General features: G+C 54.2%; 19 protein-coding genes. 17 read left to right on the top strand and 2 right to left on the bottom strand.

All coding sequences use genetic code 11. The annotated features are described in order from the left end of the window. Nucleotides 1–22: 22 nt before the first annotated feature. Complete coding sequence (yedD, locus tag AAYN39_RS22290; protein ID WP_000754694.1) at nucleotides 23–436, bottom strand: lipoprotein YedD; 414 nt, start codon at nucleotides 434–436, stop codon at nucleotides 23–25. Between the two features lie 149 nt (nucleotides 437–585). Here yedD and yedE point away from each other — a divergent pair, with 149 nt between their 5' ends. The 3 genes from yedE to AAYN39_RS22275 all read left to right on the top strand — a co-directional run bounded on the left by yedE (nucleotide 586) and on the right by AAYN39_RS22275 (nucleotide 2,729). Then, on the top strand, nucleotides 586–1,848 hold the full coding sequence (gene yedE / locus AAYN39_RS22285; RefSeq protein WP_322960076.1) for a selenium metabolism membrane protein YedE/FdhT: 1,263 nt from the start codon (nucleotides 586–588) through the stop codon (nucleotides 1,846–1,848). Continuing rightward, nucleotides 1,845–2,078 (top strand): sulfurtransferase-like selenium metabolism protein YedF, encoded by a 234-nt coding sequence (gene yedF, locus AAYN39_RS22280; protein WP_000790504.1) that lies wholly within the window; start codon nucleotides 1,845–1,847, stop codon nucleotides 2,076–2,078. The genes yedE and yedF overlap by 4 nt, the downstream gene beginning before the upstream one ends. A 264-nt stretch (nucleotides 2,079–2,342) precedes the next feature. Next, nucleotides 2,343–2,729 (top strand): hypothetical protein, encoded by a 387-nt coding sequence (locus AAYN39_RS22275; RefSeq protein WP_077905068.1) that lies wholly within the window; start codon nucleotides 2,343–2,345, stop codon nucleotides 2,727–2,729. A 119-nt stretch (nucleotides 2,730–2,848) separates the two neighbouring features. On the opposite strand, the gene fliE is transcribed toward AAYN39_RS22275, so the two are convergent. Beyond that, entirely contained in the window at nucleotides 2,849–3,163 is a 315-nt protein-coding gene (gene fliE, locus AAYN39_RS22270; RefSeq protein ID WP_000719033.1) for a flagellar hook-basal body complex protein FliE, read from the bottom strand. Nucleotides 3,164–3,379: 216 nt separating this feature from the next. Between fliE and fliF the strand changes: the two genes are divergently transcribed. The 14 genes from fliF (at nucleotide 3,380) to rcsA (ending at nucleotide 14,903) form a co-directional block, all read left to right on the top strand. After that, the gene (gene fliF, locus AAYN39_RS22265) at nucleotides 3,380–5,062 is read left to right on the top strand and encodes a flagellar basal-body MS-ring/collar protein FliF (protein ID WP_001276827.1); all 1,683 of its coding nucleotides are present in this window, start codon (nucleotides 3,380–3,382) and stop codon (nucleotides 5,060–5,062) included. Continuing rightward, the gene (gene fliG, locus AAYN39_RS22260; RefSeq protein WP_000067735.1) at nucleotides 5,055–6,050 is read left to right on the top strand and encodes a flagellar motor switch protein FliG; all 996 of its coding nucleotides are present in this window, start codon (nucleotides 5,055–5,057) and stop codon (nucleotides 6,048–6,050) included. Before fliF ends, fliG begins: the two co-directional genes overlap by 8 nt. Further along, nucleotides 6,043–6,750, top strand: coding sequence for a flagellar assembly protein FliH (gene fliH / locus AAYN39_RS22255; protein ID WP_000064158.1), 708 nt, complete (start codon nucleotides 6,043–6,045; stop codon nucleotides 6,748–6,750). The genes fliG and fliH overlap by 8 nt, the downstream gene beginning before the upstream one ends. Next, the gene (gene fliI / locus AAYN39_RS22250; protein ID WP_000213259.1) at nucleotides 6,750–8,120 is read left to right on the top strand and encodes a flagellar protein export ATPase FliI; all 1,371 of its coding nucleotides are present in this window, start codon (nucleotides 6,750–6,752) and stop codon (nucleotides 8,118–8,120) included. Before fliH ends, fliI begins: the two co-directional genes overlap by 1 nt. 21 nt (nucleotides 8,121–8,141) lie before the next feature. Then, nucleotides 8,142–8,585, top strand: a complete 444-nt coding sequence (gene fliJ, locus AAYN39_RS22245; protein ID WP_000046981.1) for a flagellar export protein FliJ — start codon at nucleotides 8,142–8,144, stop codon at nucleotides 8,583–8,585. Then, nucleotides 8,582–9,811, top strand: coding sequence for a flagellar hook length control protein FliK (gene fliK / locus AAYN39_RS22240; protein ID WP_000631663.1), 1,230 nt, complete (start codon nucleotides 8,582–8,584; stop codon nucleotides 9,809–9,811). The genes fliJ and fliK overlap by 4 nt, the downstream gene beginning before the upstream one ends. A 104-nt stretch (nucleotides 9,812–9,915) precedes the next feature. Then, entirely contained in the window at nucleotides 9,916–10,383 is a 468-nt protein-coding gene (gene fliL, locus AAYN39_RS22235; protein WP_000132172.1) for a flagellar basal body-associated protein FliL, read from the top strand. A 4-nt stretch (nucleotides 10,384–10,387) separates the two neighbouring features. Then, a complete protein-coding gene (gene fliM / locus AAYN39_RS22230; protein WP_000502815.1) occupies nucleotides 10,388–11,392 on the top strand; it encodes a flagellar motor switch protein FliM in 1,005 nt (334 codons plus the stop codon). Continuing rightward, complete coding sequence (gene fliN / locus AAYN39_RS22225) at nucleotides 11,389–11,802, top strand: flagellar motor switch protein FliN (RefSeq protein WP_001282109.1); 414 nt, start codon at nucleotides 11,389–11,391, stop codon at nucleotides 11,800–11,802. Before fliM ends, fliN begins: the two co-directional genes overlap by 4 nt. After that, a complete protein-coding gene (gene fliO, locus AAYN39_RS22220) occupies nucleotides 11,802–12,179 on the top strand; it encodes a flagellar biosynthetic protein FliO (protein ID WP_000978276.1) in 378 nt (125 codons plus the stop codon). The genes fliN and fliO overlap by 1 nt, the downstream gene beginning before the upstream one ends. Continuing rightward, a complete protein-coding gene (gene fliP / locus AAYN39_RS22215) occupies nucleotides 12,179–12,916 on the top strand; it encodes a flagellar type III secretion system pore protein FliP (RefSeq protein WP_001253411.1) in 738 nt (245 codons plus the stop codon). The genes fliO and fliP overlap by 1 nt, the downstream gene beginning before the upstream one ends. 9 nt (nucleotides 12,917–12,925) lie before the next feature. Continuing rightward, nucleotides 12,926–13,195 carry a flagellar biosynthesis protein FliQ gene (gene fliQ / locus AAYN39_RS22210; protein WP_000187355.1) on the top strand — a complete coding sequence of 90 codons (270 nt, stop codon included), beginning with the start codon at nucleotides 12,926–12,928 and terminating at the stop codon, nucleotides 13,193–13,195. Between the two features lie 8 nt (nucleotides 13,196–13,203). Beyond that, complete coding sequence (gene fliR, locus AAYN39_RS22205; RefSeq protein WP_000616875.1) at nucleotides 13,204–13,998, top strand: flagellar biosynthetic protein FliR; 795 nt, start codon at nucleotides 13,204–13,206, stop codon at nucleotides 13,996–13,998. 281 nt (nucleotides 13,999–14,279) lie between these two features. After that, nucleotides 14,280–14,903 carry a transcriptional regulator RcsA gene (gene rcsA, locus AAYN39_RS22200; RefSeq protein ID WP_000103972.1) on the top strand — a complete coding sequence of 208 codons (624 nt, stop codon included), beginning with the start codon at nucleotides 14,280–14,282 and terminating at the stop codon, nucleotides 14,901–14,903. The last annotated feature ends 6 nt before the right edge of the window (nucleotides 14,904–14,909 follow it).

Raw genomic sequence — 14,909 nt, 5'->3', positions numbered from 1 at the left:
AGAGCGCTGCCGGGAAGCGAAATTACGGCAGCGGCGTCGGCAGCGGCGTTTTTTCTAACGCGGCGGCGCACTCCGGCGTCGGACGAGCGACCCGTTGCAGCGTCATGCCATCATATTCCAGGGTATTCCCGTCGCGCTCAATCTCATAGAGCTCACGCTTAACCGTAACATTGGTTAAGTCATCGGAGAGCATGGTCAGCTTGCCCGGCAGAGCAATAACGCGCTGCCACTGGCGGCAGTCCAGCGTATCGCCTTCTTTAGTCACCACCAGGCTGGCGATAGCTTCAGGGCTCACCAGCTTACGTTGCGGGCCTTTTGACTGCCAGTACCCTTCCAGACCGGCCGGCGCGGGCGTTTTCACCACATCATTATAGTTTTCCACCTCGGCGCATCCGGCCAGAACCAGCAATGCGCCAACGATCGCTACTTTTTTCATCATTCATCCTGCATCAGAAGAAAGAAGAAAGAAGAAAGAAGAAAGAAGAATTGTGGCATTAAAGCCCTGACGCCGCCAGCCTTTCCAGGCGCTGGCCGCAATTTGATCCAGTCGGTATTACCGCTTATTAGGTGTAGGCAAATTCTGTGATCGGTGTAGTATGCGCACTTCTTGTTTCACACCTTCTGAGTTCAGAGGCTAAACACATGTCATGGCAACACTTCAAGCAAACCTGGTTAATTAAATTCTGGGCGCCGGCCCCTGCGGTGATCGCAGCCGGTATTCTCTCTACCTACTATTTTGGCATCACCGGCACGTTTTGGGCCGTGACGGGCGAATTTACCCGCTGGGGCGGGCAAATTTTGCAGCTTTTTGGCGTTCATGCCGAACAGTGGGGCTACTACAAGCTGATTCATCTGGAAGGTACGCCGCTGACGCGTATCGACGGCATGATGATCCTCGGCATGTTCGGCGGCTGTTTCGCCGCGGCGCTGTGGGCCAACAACGTAAAACTGCGTATGCCGCGCAGCCGAATCCGTATCGTACAGGCGGTGGTCGGAGGCATGATCGCTGGCTTCGGCGCGCGTCTGGCGATGGGGTGTAACCTGGCCGCCTTTTTTACCGGGATCCCGCAGTTCTCCCTACACGCGTGGTTCTTTGCGCTGGCGACCGCTATCGGTTCCTGGTTCGGCGCCCGCTTTACGTTGCTGCCGATATTTCGCATACCGGTGAAAATGCAAAAGGTCTCCGCGGCTTCGCCACTGACGCAGAAACCGGATCAGGCAAGACGGCGTTTCAGGCTCGGTATGCTGGTCTTTATCGGCATGATTGGCTGGGCGTTATTAACGGCAATGCATCAGCCGAAACTGGGGCTGGCGATGCTGTTCGGCGTCGGGTTTGGGCTGCTGATCGAGCGCGCGCAAATCTGCTTTACCTCGGCCTTTCGCGATCTGTGGATCTCCGGACGCGCCCATATGGCGAAAGCGATTATTTTTGGCATGGCGGTCAGCGCCATTGGTATTTTCAGCTACGTGCAGTTGGGCGTTGCACCTAAAATTATGTGGGCTGGCCCGAATGCGGTCATTGGCGGACTGCTGTTCGGTTTTGGCATCGTGCTGGCGGGCGGCTGCGAAACCGGCTGGATGTACCGCGCCGTAGAAGTCCAGGTGCATTACTGGTGGGTGGGCCTCGGCAATGTCATCGGTTCGACCATCCTGGCTTACTACTGGGATGATTTCGCGCCCGCGCTGGCGACCAGTTGGGATAAAGTTAACCTGCTGAATACCTTTGGTCCGCTGGGGGGTCTGCTGGTCACCTATCTGTTGTTATTTACCGCGCTGATGTTAATCATCGGCTGGGAAAAACGTTTTTTCCGCCGTGCGGGGCTGACGCCTGCTAAGGAATCTGTATGAAAAATATCGTCCCTGATTACCGTCTGGATATGGTTGGCGAACCTTGCCCGTACCCGGCGGTCGCCACTCTGGAAGCGATGCCGCAGCTAAAAAAAGGTGAGATCCTGGAAGTGGTCAGCGACTGTCCGCAGTCCATTAATAATATTCCACTGGATGCGCGCAATCACGGTTATACGGTGCTGGATATTCAGCAGGATGGCCCGACAATTCGTTATCTGATTCAAAAATAAGCGCATACTCCCGCTGTACGTTACGGCGGGAGACCTTTTACGGCATAACCGGCAAAAATCTAAAACGCATAAAAGAAATCAGACAAGGTCGTCTTGTGCGCCGTGGCATAAATCTATTATATAACGTATACCGTTTTAATTTTGTCTGAGCCGATGAAAAAACCATGACTATTTTAAGCAAAACATAAAATAATTATTATTTTCCCTCTACGTCATAAAAGACTATCAGGTATTTATATTTTTACTCACTGACATTATCAGGTGATGATTTATTTATGCACAGCAGAAGCCAAAAAAATGATAAAAATTATTTTCATCTCCATTATTGGAGTCGTCTGTCTTGCCGCTGCCCGTTACTCACCCGTCACAGTAGTCAATGCACATCCGAGCGCCATTGCCCGCTGTCTCGCTGATAATCTGTCCCCGTATGGGTATATACTGGATCTCCATGAAACAGATATTCCAGGTATTAGTAAAGAATTTACCGTGTATTATCGCAACGGCGCATATATTGCAGGAACATTCTGGATTGCAAACTCAATGACAATAGCCTCAGAACTAATAGTAGGAATGAATGGCGTCAGTAAACAGGCGTACCCTATTTTTAATAAGTCCCTGCAACAATGTGCAACCCGCTTATCAATAAAATGAGCGCGCCTCGCAAAAACAAGCCCACATAATCACGCACTGGTTGCATGGGCGTCGCGTCCCCCGCCACTGACTTAGGTAAGCGCCCGGGAGTTCGCTGCGGATGTGTTGTCAGCCCTGGCTTAAACCTGCATGGACATGACTTCCTGATACGCGGCGACCAGCTTATTGCGCACCTGAATCCCCATTTGCATAGAGACGGACGCTTTTTGCATATCAGCCATCACGTCATTAAGCGCAATGCCCGGCTCACCCAGAGTGAATTTTTCCGCCTGAACGCGCGCCGCCGTTTGTCTGTCGCTAATACGATCCAGCGCAGCATGTAGCTGGCCGGCAAAACTCACCGTCGACTGCGAGTGTGTTTCTTGCCCGTTTGCGGCCATCGCCGTCGCCTGTAACTGGCTAATACCCCCTTCAATCCCCTGTATTGCTGCCATGTTATTCCCCTGGATGATTTTTTACGCAGCAGAGATTACCAGTTTGTCAATAAGATAAAGGCGTTAAATAACGATAAAAAACCTCGGTTTTTAGCGCATAGAAAAATTCGAAACCACAAATAATGAGACCGTCAATTTTTCGAGTTTGCTGACCCGGGAGTGAGTCTTGTTCCACTTTGCAAAAAACGCCGTCCACGATCAGTCACGAGGTGCGAGATGAGTGCGACTGCATCGACTGCAACCCAACCTAAACCTCTCGAGTGGCTTAATCGCCTACGCGCGAATCCCCGAATTCCGTTAATTGTGGCGGGTTCCGCCGCCGTGGCGATCGTCGTTGCGATGGTGCTGTGGGCCAAAACGCCCGATTACCGCACGCTATTTAGCAACCTTTCCGATCAGGACGGCGGCGCGATCGTCGCGCAGTTGACCCAGATGAATATCCCCTATCGCTTTGCCAATGGCAGCGGCGCGATTGAAGTGCCCGCCGACAAAGTGCATGAACTGCGTCTGCGTCTGGCGCAGCAGGGGCTGCCTAAAGGCGGCGCGGTAGGCTTTGAACTGCTTGATCAGGAAAAATTCGGTATCAGTCAGTTCAGCGAGCAGGTGAATTATCAGCGCGCGCTGGAAGGTGAACTGGCCCGGACGATCGAGACGCTGGGTCCGGTAAAAAGCGCCCGCGTTCACCTGGCGATGCCAAAGCCGTCGCTATTTGTGCGGGAACAAAAATCCCCTTCCGCCTCCGTCACCGTCACACTGGAACCGGGCCGGGCGCTGGATGAAGGACAAATTAGCGCCGTGGTACATCTGGTTTCCAGCGCTGTCGCCGGTTTGCCGCCAGGAAACGTCACTCTGGTCGATCAATCCGGTCATCTGCTCACGCAATCCAATACCAGCGGTCGCGACCTTAATGACGCGCAATTAAAATTTGCTAATGATGTGGAAAGCCGCATCCAACGCCGTATCGAAGCCATTCTGTCGCCTATCGTCGGGAACGGTAATGTTCACGCTCAGGTAACCGCCCAGTTGGATTTTGCCAATAAAGAACAGACGGAAGAGCACTACAGCCCGAACGGCGATGCGTCGAAGGCCACTCTGCGTTCACGTCAGTTGAATATTAGCGAACAGGTAGGCGCGGGCTATCCCGGCGGCGTGCCTGGCGCGCTGTCGAACCAACCAGCGCCGCCTAACGAGGCGCCGATCGCCACACCGCCGACCAATCAACAAAACGCGCAGAATACGCCACAAACCAGCACCAGTACCAACAGTAACAACGCTGGCCCGCGCAATACGCAGCGTAATGAAACCAGTAACTACGAAGTGGACCGCACCATTCGTCACACCAAAATGAATGTGGGCGATATTGAGCGTCTCTCTGTAGCTGTCGTGGTGAATTACAAAACGCTGGCGGATGGCAAACCGCTGCCATTGACCGCCGATCAGATGAAACAGATCGAGGATTTAACCCGTGAAGCGATGGGTTTTTCTGATAAACGCGGCGATACGCTAAACGTGGTGAATTCACCGTTTAGCGCAGTGGATAACACCGGCGGCGAACTGCCCTTCTGGCAACAGCAGTCCTTTATCGATCAGTTGCTCGCGGCAGGTCGCTGGTTACTGGTGCTGGTGGTGGCCTGGATTCTGTGGCGCAAAGCGGTACATCCACAGTTGACGCGCCGCGTTGAAGAAGCGAAAGCGGCGCAGGAACAGGCGCAGGTTCGCCAGGAAACCGAAGAAGCCGTGGAAGTACGCCTTAGCAAAGACGAGCAGCTCCAGCAACGCCGGGCTAACCAGCGTCTGGGCGCTGAGGTGATGAGCCAGCGTATTCGCGAAATGTCAGACAACGATCCGCGCGTGGTGGCGCTGGTCATTCGCCAGTGGATGAGTAACGATCATGAGTAATCTTAGCGGTACCGATAAAAGCGTCATTTTGTTGATGACCATTGGCGAAGACCGGGCGGCAGAGGTGTTTAAACACCTCTCCACCCGCGAAGTACAGGCGTTAAGTACGGCGATGGCTAACGTGCGTCAGATCTCCAACAAACAACTGACGGACGTACTATCAGAGTTTGAGCAAGAAGCGGAGCAGTTCGCCGCGCTGAATATCAACGCCAACGAATACCTGCGCTCCGTACTGGTTAAAGCGCTGGGCGAAGAACGCGCCTCCAGCCTGCTGGAAGATATTCTGGAAACGCGCGATACCACCAGCGGTATCGAAACGCTCAACTTTATGGAACCGCAGAGCGCCGCCGACCTGATTCGCGACGAACACCCGCAGATTATCGCCACCATTCTGGTCCACCTCAAACGCAGTCAGGCCGCCGATATTCTGGCACTGTTTGACGAACGACTGCGTCATGATGTGATGCTGCGTATCGCGACATTTGGCGGCGTACAGCCGGCGGCGCTGGCGGAGTTGACCGAAGTGCTGAATGGCCTGCTCGACGGTCAGAACCTGAAACGCAGCAAAATGGGCGGCGTAAGAACCGCGGCAGAAATTATCAACCTGATGAAAACGCAGCAGGAAGAAGCGGTTATTACCGCTGTGCGCGAATTCGACGGCGAACTGGCGCAGAAAATCATCGACGAGATGTTCCTGTTCGAAAATCTGGTGGATGTGGACGATCGCAGTATCCAACGTCTGCTGCAGGAAGTGGATTCCGAGTCGCTGCTGATCGCTCTGAAAGGCGCCGAACCGCCATTACGCGAGAAGTTCCTGCGCAATATGTCCCAGCGCGCCGCCGATATCCTGCGCGACGACCTTGCCAACCGTGGCCCGGTTCGTCTGTCTCAGGTGGAAAACGAGCAGAAAGCGATTCTGCTTATTGTGCGTCGTCTGGCGGAAACCGGCGAAATGGTGATTGGCAGCGGCGAGGATACCTATGTCTAATGAATTGCCGTGGCAAGTCTGGACCCCCGACGATCTCGCTCCGCCGCCGGAGACGTTTGTGCCGGTTGAGGCTGATAACGTTACCTTGACAGACGATACGCCGGAGCCCGAACTCACTGCCGAACAGCAGCTGGAGCAGGAGCTGGCGCAGCTAAAAATACAGGCCCATGAACAAGGTTATAACGCCGGGCTGGCGGAGGGACGGCAAAAAGGACACGCGCAGGGATACCAGGAAGGGTTAGCGCAAGGGCTGGAGCAAGGACAAGCCCAGGCGCAGACGCAGCAGGCGCCGATTCATGCCCGTATGCAGCAGTTAGTGAGCGAGTTTCAGAACACGCTTGACGCGCTCGATAGCGTTATCGCCTCACGGCTGATGCAAATGGCCCTGGAGGCCGCACGTCAGGTCATCGGCCAAACGCCGGCGGTGGACAACTCAGCGCTGATTAAACAGATCCAACAACTGTTGCAGCAAGAGCCGCTCTTTAGCGGCAAGCCGCAGTTGCGCGTGCATCCGGACGACTTACAGCGGGTGGAAGAGATGCTGGGCGCCACGCTCAGTCTTCACGGATGGCGGTTGCGCGGCGATCCAACGTTGCATCACGGCGGGTGTAAAGTCTCTGCCGATGAGGGCGATCTGGACGCCAGCGTCGCCACTCGCTGGCAAGAGTTGTGTCGCCTGGCGGCGCCGGGAGTGCTCTGATGACCACGCGCCTGACCCGCTGGCTTACCGCGCTCGACAACTTTGAAGCAAAAATGGCGTTATTGCCGGCGGTGCGCCGTTATGGACGTTTAACCCGCGCCACTGGCCTGGTACTGGAGGCCACCGGTCTCCAGCTTCCGCTGGGCGCCACCTGCATTATTGAGCGCCAGGACGGCCCTGAAACCAAAGAGGTGGAATCGGAAGTCGTCGGTTTTAACGGCCAGCGTCTGTTTTTAATGCCGCTGGAAGAGGTCGAAGGCATTCTGCCCGGTGCCCGCGTTTACGCCCGTAACGGGCATGGCGACGGTCTGCAAAGCGGCAAACAGTTACCGCTCGGCCCGGCCCTGCTTGGTCGGGTGCTGGATGGCGGCGGTAAACCGCTCGACGGACTGCCTGCGCCGGATACGCTGGAAACCGGCGCGTTAATCACGCCGCCGTTTAACCCGCTACAGCGAACGCCAATCGAACATGTGCTGGAAACCGGCGTACGCGCCATCAACGCGTTGTTAACCGTAGGGCGCGGTCAGCGTATGGGACTCTTTGCCGGTTCCGGCGTCGGTAAATCGGTTCTGCTTGGCATGATGGCGCGCTACACACGGGCGGACGTGATTGTCGTGGGTCTTATCGGCGAACGTGGCCGCGAAGTTAAAGATTTTATCGAAAATATTCTCGGCCCCGACGGTCGCGCGCGTTCGGTGGTGATCGCCGCCCCGGCGGATGTTTCGCCGCTGCTGCGAATGCAGGGCGCCGCCTATGCCACCCGCATCGCCGAAGACTTTCGCGATCGCGGACAGCATGTGTTGCTGATTATGGATTCGCTGACGCGCTATGCGATGGCGCAGCGTGAAATTGCCCTGGCAATCGGCGAACCGCCAGCCACCAAAGGTTATCCGCCCTCGGTGTTCGCAAAGCTGCCAGCGCTGGTCGAGCGTGCCGGTAATGGCATCCACGGCGGCGGCTCTATCACCGCGTTTTATACCGTATTGACCGAGGGGGACGACCAACAAGATCCCATTGCCGACTCGGCACGCGCAATCCTCGACGGGCACATTGTCTTGTCCCGCCGCCTGGCGGAAGCCGGGCACTACCCGGCCATTGATATCGAGGCGTCAATCAGCCGGGCGATGACCGCGCTCATTACCGAGCAGCACTATGCGCGGGTACGGCTATTTAAACAATTGCTTTCCAGTTTCCAGCGTAACCGCGATCTGATCAGCGTCGGCGCCTATGCCAAAGGCAGCGATCCGATGCTCGATAAAGCCATTACCTTATGGCCGCAATTAGAAGCGTTTTTACAGCAAGGCATTTTTGAACGGGCCGACTGGGAGGACTCTCTTCAGGCGCTCGATTTAATTTTCCCGACGGTGTGATAAATCAGGAGGGCGACGATCATGGCACAACATGGCGCTCTGGAAACACTCAAAGATCTGGCCGAAAAAGAGGTAGATGACGCGGCGCGTTTACTGGGCGAAATGCGTCGCGGCTGCCAACAGGCGGAAGAACAGCTCAAAATGCTGATCGATTATCAGAATGAGTATCGCAGTAATTTGAACACCGATATGGGCAACGGCATCGCCAGTAATCGCTGGATCAACTATCAGCAGTTTATTCAGACACTGGAAAAGGCGATAGAGCAGCATCGCCTCCAGCTTACGCAGTGGACGCAAAAAGTCGACCTGGCGCTGAAGAGCTGGCGTGAGAAAAAGCAGCGACTTCAGGCCTGGCAAACCTTACAGGACCGACAAACCGCGGCAGCGCTGTTAGCTGAAAACCGCATGGATCAGAAAAAGATGGATGAATTTGCTCAGCGTGCAGCAATGAGGAAACCCGAATGATCACCCTGCCCCAACTGATCACCACCGATACCGACATGACCGCGGGTCTGACGTCAGGAAAAACCACCGGTTCAGCCGAGGACTTTCTGGCGCTCCTGGCGGGCGCGTTAGGCGCAGACGGCGCACAGGGCAAAGACGCCCGCATCACGCTGGCCGATTTACAGGCGGCAGGCGGCAAGTTATCGAAAGAGCTACTGGCCCAACATGGCGAGCCGGGCCAGGCGGTGAAGCTTGCCGACCTGCTGGCGCAAAAAGCGAATGCGACGGATGAAACGCTTACCAATCTGACACAAGCGCAGCATCTACTGTCTACGCTAACGCCATCGTTGAAAACCAGCGCTCTGGCCGCATTGAGTAAAACGGCGCAGCATGATGAGAAAACGCCCGCGCTGAGCGATGAGGATCTTGCCAGTCTGAGCGCCTTATTCGCCATGCTGCCCGGACAACCTGTCGCGACGCCTGTCGCCGGAGAAACGCCGGCTGAAAATCACATCGCCTTGCCGTCACTGTTACGCGGCGACATGCTATCGGCGCCGCAGGAAGAGACACATACGCTCTCTTTTAGCGAGCATGAAAAAGGGAAAACCGAGGCGTCGCTTGCGCGCGCCAGCGACGATCGCGCCATGGGGCCATCACTGACGCCGCTGGTGGTCGCTGCCGCCGCGACCAGCGCGAAAGTGGAGGTGGAGGTGGATAGCCCGTCCGCGCCAGTAACGCATGGCGCGGCAATGCCGACGCTCAGCAGCGCCACGGCGCAACCGCAACCGCTACCTGTCGCCTCAGCCCCGGTACTCAGCGCGCCGTTAGGCAGCCATGAATGGCAACAAACGTTCAGTCAGCAGGTCATGTTATTTACGCGTCAGGGACAGCAAAGCGCGCAGCTTCGATTGCATCCGGAAGAGTTAGGTCAGGTGCACATTTCGCTCAAGCTGGATGACAATCAGGCGCAGCTCCAGATGGTATCGCCGCACAGCCATGTCCGCGCCGCGCTGGAAGCCGCCCTGCCCATGTTACGCACCCAGTTGGCGGAAAGCGGCATTCAGTTGGGACAAAGTAGTATCAGTAGCGAAAGCTTTGCCGGACAGCAGCAGTCTTCATCGCAACAACAGTCTGCCCGCGCCCAACACACAGACGCGTTTGGCGCTGAAGATGATATAGCGTTAGCGGCGCCGGCCTCGCTTCAGGCCGCCGCGCGCGGCAATGGCGCAGTGGATATCTTCGCCTAACGCCAGAGGTAGCATGATTATCCGCGTCTTTTCCACGCTTTGTCGTGGACAGGACACGGGATAATCAGCCAATAAGCAGTACCGAAACAGGAAGCCCGTATCAGATGACTGACTCCGCGATTAACAAAAAGAGCAAACGCTCGATTTGGATACCTTTGCTGGTGTTGATTACCCTCGCCGCCTGCGCGACTGCCGGTTATAGCTACTGGCGTATGCAGCAGCAACCGACCACGAACGCTAAAGCGGAACCGGCTCCGCCGCCCGCGCCGGTATTTTTTGTGCTGGATACGTTTACCGTCAATCTGGGCGATGCGGATCGCGTGTTGTATATCGGCGTGACCCTGCGTCTGAAAGACGAAGCGACGCGCGCACGATTAAATGAATATCTGCCGGAAGTGCGCAGCCGTCTGCTGTTGTTATTTTCCCGTCAGAATGCCGCCGAGCTCTCAACAGAAGCTGGCAAACAAAAACTGATTGCCGCCATTAAAGAGACGCTGGCCGCGCCGCTCGTTGCCGGACAACCAAAACAGGTCGTCACTGACGTGCTTTATACAGCTTTTATTCTGCGGTAACGATATGGGCGATAGTATTCTTTCTCAGGCTGAAATCGATGCGCTGTTGAACGGCGACAGCGACACCAAAGACGAACCCACTCCCGGTATCGCAAGCGATAGCGATATTCGCCCTTACGATCCCAATACCCAGCGTCGCGTCGTGCGTGAACGCTTGCAGGCGCTGGAGATTATTAACGAGCGTTTCGCACGCCAGTTCCGGATGGGATTATTTAACCTGCTGCGCCGCAGCCCGGATATTACCGTGGGCGCCATACGTATTCAGCCGTATCACGAATTTGCGCGTAACCTGCCAGTACCGACCAACCTGAACCTGATCCACCTGAAGCCGCTACGCGGCACCGGGCTGGTGGTGTTCTCGCCGAGTCTGGTGTTTATTACCGTCGATAACCTGTTCGGCGGCGACGGTCGTTTTCCGACCAAAGTCGAGGGCCGCGAGTTTACCCATACGGAACAGCGGGTCATCAACCGTATGCTGAAACTGGCGCTGGAAGGCTATAGCGACGCATGGAAAGCCATTAATCCGCTGGAAGTGGAGTATGTGCGTTCCGAAATGCAGGTGAAATTTACCAATATCACCACCTCGCCGAACGATATCGTCGTCAATACGCCGTTTCATGTGGAGATCGGCAATCTGACCGGTGAATTTAACATCTGTCTGCCATTTAGCATGATCGAGCCGCTGCGTGAGCTGCTGGTGAATCCGCCGCTGGAAAACTCGCGCCATGAAGATCAGAACTGGCGTGATAACCTGGTGCGCCAGGTTCAGCACTCTGAACTGGAGCTGGTGGCCAATTTTGCCGATATTCCGTTACGTCTTTCCCAGATTTTGAAGCTGAAACCCGGCGATGTACTGCCGATTGAAAAACCCGACCGCATTATTGCTCATGTGGACGGCGTTCCGGTACTCACCAGCCAATATGGCACCGTAAACGGACAGTATGCGCTACGCGTAGAACATTTGATCAACCCAATTTTGAATTCGCTGAATGAGGAACAGCCCAAATGAGTGACATGAATAATCCGTCCGATGAGAATACTGGCGCATTGGATGATCTGTGGGCTGACGCGTTAAACGAGAAAAAAGCGACCACCAATAAAAGCGCCGCCGACGCGGTTTTCCAACAGCTTGGCGGCGGCGATGTCAGCGGTGCTATGCAGGATATCGATCTGATTATGGATATCCCGGTCAAACTGACCGTAGAGCTGGGCCGCACGCGAATGACCATTAAAGAACTGCTGCGTCTGACGCAGGGGTCGGTCGTCGCGCTGGACGGGCTGGCGGGCGAGCCGCTGGACATCCTGATTAATGGCTACCTGATTGCCCAGGGTGAAGTGGTCGTCGTGGCGGATAAATACGGCGTACGTATCACCGATATTATTACGCCATCCGAGCGTATGCGTCGTTTGAGTCGTTAATGATGAAGACAGAGGCCACGGTTTCTCAGCCCACCGCGCCAGCCGGATCGCCGCTCATGCAGGTGAGCGGCGCATTAATTGGCATTATTGCGCTCATTCTGGCGGCGGCCTGGGTGATTAAGCGTATGGGATTCGCGCCAAAAGGAAATAGCGTCCGGGGACTGAAGGTGTCAGCCAGCGCCTCGCTTGGCCCGCGCGAACGCGTGGTGATTGTCGAGGTCGAAAATGCGCGCCTGGTACTGGGCGTGACCGCCTCGCAGATCAACCTGCTGCACACCCTCCCGCCCGCGGAGAATGACACGGAAGCACCCGTTGCCCCACCGGCGGATTTCCAGAACATGATGAAGAGCTTACTCAAGCGTTCCGGGAGATCCTGATGCGCCGTTTGTTATTCCTTTCTCTGGCGGGTCTGTGGCTTTTTAGTCCCGCCGCCGCTGCGCAACTGCCGGGGCTTATCAGCCAACCATTAGCGGGCGGAGGCCAAAGCTGGTCATTATCCGTCCAGACGCTGGTTTTCATCACCTCGCTGACGTTTCTGCCGGCGATTTTACTGATGATGACGAGCTTCACGCGTATCATCATTGTTTTTGGCTTGTTGCGTAACGCGCTGGGCACGCCCTCGGCACCGCCAAATCAGGTGTTACTCGGACTGGCGTTGTTTTTGACCTTTTTTATTATGTCGCCCGTCATTGACAAGATTTACGTGGATGCTTACCAGCCGTTTAGCGAGCAGAAAATTTCTATGCAGGAAGCGCTGGATAAAGGCGCGCAACCGTTACGCGCGTTCATGCTGCGCCAAACCCGCGAAGCCGATCTGGCGCTGTTTGCCCGTCTGGCCAATAGCGGTCCGTTACAGGGACCGGAAGCAGTACCGATGCGTATCCTCCTGCCCGCTTATGTCACCAGCGAATTAAAGACGGCGTTTCAGATCGGTTTTACGATTTTCATCCCTTTTTTGATTATCGACCTGGTGATCGCCAGCGTACTGATGGCGTTAGGGATGATGATGGTGCCGCCAGCGACAATCGCCCTGCCGTTTAAGCTGATGCTGTTTGTGCTGGTCGATGGTTGGCAATTGCTTGTGGGGTCGCTGGCCCAAAGCTTTTACAGTTAGAGGCGCAAAATGACTCCTGAATCCGTCATGATGATGGGGACCGAGGCGATGAAAGTTGCTCTCGCCCTGGCTGCGCCGCTGTTACTCGTCGCGCTGATTACCGGCCTCATTATCAGCATCTTGCAGGCCGCGACTCAGATTAATGAAATGACGCTGTCGTTTATCCCTAAAATCGTCGCGGTATTCATCGCAATTATCGTTGCCGGCCCGTGGATGCTCAACCTGCTGCTGGACTACGTACGCACTCTGTTCAGCAATTTACCTTATATCATCGGATAAACAGAACGATGATACAGGTTATAAGCGAGCAATGGCTATACTGGCTGCATCTCTATTTCTGGCCTTTGCTGCGCGTACTGGCGCTGATTTCAACGGCGCCCATTCTCAGCGAGCGCGCTATTCCCAAGCGGGTAAAACTGGGGTTGGGAATAATGATTACCCTCGTTATCGCGCCGTCGCTACCAGCAAACGATACGCCGCTTTTTTCTATTGCCGCCTTATGGCTGGCGATGCAACAAATTCTGATCGGTATTGCGCTGGGATTTACCATGCAATTCGCCTTTGCGGCGGTGCGTACCGCAGGTGAGTTTATCGGTCTGCAAATGGGGCTTTCCTTTGCCACCTTCGTCGACCCGGGCAGCCACTTGAATATGCCGGTTCTGGCGCGTATTATGGATATGCTCGCCATGCTACTGTTTCTCACCTTTAATGGCCATTTGTGGCTTATTTCGCTGCTGGTCGATACCTTCCATACTCTGCCCATCGGTAGTAACCCGGTGAACAGTAATGCATTTATGGCGCTCGCCAGGGCCGGAGGGCTCATTTTCTTAAACGGACTGATGCTGGCATTGCCGGTCATTACCCTCCTGCTTACGCTCAACCTGGCGCTGGGGCTATTAAACCGCATGGCGCCGCAGCTCTCGATATTTGTTATCGGTTTCCCGCTTACCCTCACCGTCGGCATTATGCTGATGGCCGCGCTAATGCCATTAATTGCGCCGTTTTGCGAACATTTATTCAGCGAAATTTTCAATTTGCTTGCTGATATTGTTAGCGAGATGCCGATAAATAATAACCCATAATTTTTATCCTGTTTTACTAAGGTTTATCCGAAAATAAATTTTAAAAAACATTCACCAGGATATATCCGCTGCCCCTTATTTGTTTTTACTTCACTCACATAACGCAACATTCACTTTACTTTAAGATGATTCCTGGCAAATTATATGTAACTTTACGGGATAGTAAGTTCGCCTGAAAAACCGCGTAAGCGTTGTCTAAGGTGACTATTCGTGTTCCGTCTGATTATGGTGAGTTATTCAGGTAAGGGGAATTATCGTTACGCATTGAGTGAGGGTATGCCATGTCAACGATTATTATGGATTTATGCAGTTACACCCGGCTAGGGTTAAGCGGGTATCTGGTCAGCAGAGGGGTGAAAAAAAGGGAAATCAACGACATCGAAACCGTTGACGAACTCGCTATCGCTTGTGGCGCACATCAGCCTTCGGTGGTGTTTATTAATGAGGACTGTTTCATTCATACGCCTTCAGACAGTCAACAAATAAAGCAAATCATTAATCAGCATCCTGACACGTTATTTATTGTTTTTATGGCAATTGCTAATGTGCATTTTGATGAATATTTATTAGTAAGAAAAAACTTATTGATTAGCTCTAAATCGATTAAACCTGACTCGCTGGATACCCTTCTTGGCGATATTCTGAAAAAAGAGTCGGGTATTTCAGGAACCATAAATTTACCAACATTATCGTTAAGTCGAACTGAATCCAGCATGTTACGAATGTGGATGGAAGGTCAGGGAACCATTCAGATTTCTGACAGAATGAATATTAAAGCAAAAACAGTATCCTCCCATAAGGGGAATATAAAAAGAAAGATAAAAACGCATAATAAACAAGTGATCTATCACGTAGTGCGGCTGACAGATAACGTCACTAACGGCATTTTTGCTAACATGCGCTGAGACATC

Origin of the sequence: Salmonella sp. K21076 (assembly GCF_039650795.1) — a bacterium.
Lineage (GTDB): Bacteria > Pseudomonadota > Gammaproteobacteria > Enterobacterales > Enterobacteriaceae > Salmonella > Salmonella enterica.
Note: the sequence above shows the minus strand (reverse complement) of the source record. Positions and strands in the feature narration are given on the sequence as shown.

Coding starts and splice junctions, on each gene's coding strand:
- yedD (WP_000754694.1), bottom strand. CDS start 436: ATGAAAAAAGTAGCGATCGTTGGCGCATTGCTGGTTCTGGCCGGATGC.
- yedF (WP_000790504.1), top strand. CDS start 1,845: ATGAAAAATATCGTCCCTGATTACCGTCTGGATATGGTTGGCGAACCT.
- AAYN39_RS22275 (WP_077905068.1), top strand. CDS start 2,343: ATGATTTATTTATGCACAGCAGAAGCCAAAAAAATGATAAAAATTATT.
- fliE (WP_000719033.1), bottom strand. CDS start 3,163: ATGGCAGCAATACAGGGGATTGAAGGGGGTATTAGCCAGTTACAGGCG.
- fliF (WP_001276827.1), top strand. CDS start 3,380: ATGAGTGCGACTGCATCGACTGCAACCCAACCTAAACCTCTCGAGTGG.
- fliG (WP_000067735.1), top strand. CDS start 5,055: ATGAGTAATCTTAGCGGTACCGATAAAAGCGTCATTTTGTTGATGACC.
- fliH (WP_000064158.1), top strand. CDS start 6,043: ATGTCTAATGAATTGCCGTGGCAAGTCTGGACCCCCGACGATCTCGCT.
- fliI (WP_000213259.1), top strand. CDS start 6,750: ATGACCACGCGCCTGACCCGCTGGCTTACCGCGCTCGACAACTTTGAA.
- fliJ (WP_000046981.1), top strand. CDS start 8,142: ATGGCACAACATGGCGCTCTGGAAACACTCAAAGATCTGGCCGAAAAA.
- fliK (WP_000631663.1), top strand. CDS start 8,582: ATGATCACCCTGCCCCAACTGATCACCACCGATACCGACATGACCGCG.
- fliL (WP_000132172.1), top strand. CDS start 9,916: ATGACTGACTCCGCGATTAACAAAAAGAGCAAACGCTCGATTTGGATA.
- fliM (WP_000502815.1), top strand. CDS start 10,388: ATGGGCGATAGTATTCTTTCTCAGGCTGAAATCGATGCGCTGTTGAAC.
- fliN (WP_001282109.1), top strand. CDS start 11,389: ATGAGTGACATGAATAATCCGTCCGATGAGAATACTGGCGCATTGGAT.
- fliO (WP_000978276.1), top strand. CDS start 11,802: ATGATGAAGACAGAGGCCACGGTTTCTCAGCCCACCGCGCCAGCCGGA.
- fliP (WP_001253411.1), top strand. CDS start 12,179: ATGCGCCGTTTGTTATTCCTTTCTCTGGCGGGTCTGTGGCTTTTTAGT.
- fliQ (WP_000187355.1), top strand. CDS start 12,926: ATGACTCCTGAATCCGTCATGATGATGGGGACCGAGGCGATGAAAGTT.
- fliR (WP_000616875.1), top strand. CDS start 13,204: ATGATACAGGTTATAAGCGAGCAATGGCTATACTGGCTGCATCTCTAT.
- rcsA (WP_000103972.1), top strand. CDS start 14,280: ATGTCAACGATTATTATGGATTTATGCAGTTACACCCGGCTAGGGTTA.